This window comes from Kitasatospora sp. NPDC057198, from assembly GCF_042670125.1.
Classification (GTDB): domain Bacteria; phylum Actinomycetota; class Actinomycetes; order Streptomycetales; family Streptomycetaceae; genus Kitasatospora.
On record NZ_JBHUWH010000818.1, the window covers coordinates 1 to 1,768 of the forward strand.

The 1,768-nt window shown below is 71.8% G+C and carries 2 protein-coding genes; both read right to left on the reverse strand.

Going from position 1 to position 1,768, the window contains the following annotated elements; translation table 11 throughout:
• Positions 1 to 43: 43 nt before the first annotated feature.
• Positions 44 to 880 (reverse strand): hypothetical protein, encoded by an 837-nt coding sequence (locus ACFUEL_RS39315; RefSeq protein WP_380242963.1) that lies wholly within the window; start codon positions 878 to 880, stop codon positions 44 to 46.
• Positions 881 to 914: 34 nt separating this feature from the next.
• On the reverse strand, positions 915 to 1,718 hold the full coding sequence (locus ACFUEL_RS39320) for a hypothetical protein (protein ID WP_380242965.1): 804 nt from the start codon (positions 1,716 to 1,718) through the stop codon (positions 915 to 917).
• Between the last annotated feature and the right edge of the window lie 50 nt (positions 1,719 to 1,768).

A 1,768-nucleotide genomic window follows, 5' to 3' on the forward strand; every position in this document is an offset into this window, starting at 1 on the left:
GACAGGTGCTCGGCTCCCCGGCCGCGCCGCGCGGCTGAGCGGATCAGCCCGCGGCGGTGAGCATGGCGTCCATGTCGAAGACCTGGGCGGCCGGCGGGGCGGTCACCGCCACCGGCTTGTCGAAGTCGCCGAACCGGATGTCGCCCGAACCGTCCGAACCGGAGCCCACCACCGAGAGCAGGTGGGGCTCACCGGTGGTGGCGATCGCGGCGTCCATCGGGTCGCCGCTCCCCTCGTCCTTCACCTTGAGGACGACCGTCCCGGCGCCGCCGACCTGCTCGGTGCCCGCCTTGGCGGCGCTGCTGTCCGGCGAGCCGTCCTCCAGCAGGCCGACCTTCCGCTGCCCCTCCAGGCCCATCTCGCAGAACCAGCCGAAGCCTTCGCTGTCGCTGATGCCGGCGCCCTCGCCGGTCAGCCACTTGCCGGCCATCGCGTCGGCCACGGCGGTGTTGCCCTCGGGCACGATCAGCCCGAGGAAGCCGGCGTCCGGCTTGAGCCACTTCTTGTCGCCGACGCCCAGGATCTCCGCCTTCCCCTTGCCGTCGACGGTGAAGGTGCCGGAGCAGTTGCCGGAGGAGTCGGCGGCGACGGACCCGCTGACGTCGCCGTCGGTGCTCTTCATCGTGAAGGTCGTCCTGACGCTGGTGAGCTTCCCGCCCGCGGCCCTGGTCCGCTCGAGGATCTCCCCGGCCGACAGCGCCGCCAGCCCGCCGTCCGCCGCGGCCGGGGAGGACGTGGCGGAGGCGGCGGAGGCCGGAGCCGACGCCGACGCGGCGGGCGCGGCGTCCTTCTTGCCGTCGCCGCCGGAGTCGCAGGCCGCCAGGCCGGTGACACCGAGCACGGACAGCACGGTCACGGCCAGCAGCCGGTTGGTACGCATCAGAGTTTCCCTGTTCTCGTCACATCGGGGTGGATCAACTGTCCCTGGCCGCGCCGAAGTCGATGACCTGGCCGGCCGGCGGGGCGACCACCTTCACCGGCACGTCGAAGTCACTGAACCGCATGTCGCCCTGGCTGTCGCTCTTCGCCGAGAGCAGGTGCGGCTCGCCCTCGTCGGCGAAGGCGTACTCCTCGCCCGGCCGCCGGACGAGCACGGCCTTGACGCCGTCCAGTTGTTCGGGGCCGGAGACGGTGCCGGCGCCCTCGAAAGCCTTCCCCCGCTGCAACTCCAGAGCCGTGTCGCAGAACTGGGCGAAGCCGCCGATGTCCTCGCCCTTGCCGGTCGCCAGCCACTTGTCGCCGACCACGGCGGTGTAGTCGTCCTTCCGGCCCGAATCGACCACCTTGTCGATGAACTCGGCGTCCGGCTTCAACCACACCTTGTCGGCGATGCGCCGGAATTCCGCGCTGCCCTTGCCCGCGATCGCCATGGTGCCCACGCAGTTGCCGGAGTCGTCGCTGGAGAAGACGGCCTTCATCCGCCCCTCGGGGATCTTCAGGTCGGCGGTGAACTTGACGCTGGTCAGCTTCCTGCCCGCGGCTTGGGACTTCTTCTCGATCTCCGCCGCCGTCAGCCCCTCCAGGCCGCCGCCCGCCCCGCTCGGCGAAACGGACACGGACACCGAGGCGGAGGCGGAGGCCGGCACGGTCGCGGCGGCCGGGGTGGACGCGGCGGGTGCGGCGTCGTTCTTCCCGCCGCCGTCGGAGTCGCAGGCCGTCAGACCGGCGACACCGAGGACGGACAGCACGGTCGCGGCCAGCAGCCGGTTCGTACGCATGGCTTCCCCACTTCCTGTGATGATCGCGGGGATTCTCGCAGGGCCCGCAC

Excerpts from the sequence above, each read along its gene's own strand:
- ACFUEL_RS39315 (WP_380242963.1), bottom strand. The coding sequence starts at position 880 with ATGCGTACCAACCGGCTGCTGGCCGTGACCGTGCTGTCCGTGCTCGGT.
- ACFUEL_RS39320 (WP_380242965.1), bottom strand. The coding sequence starts at position 1,718 with ATGCGTACGAACCGGCTGCTGGCCGCGACCGTGCTGTCCGTCCTCGGT.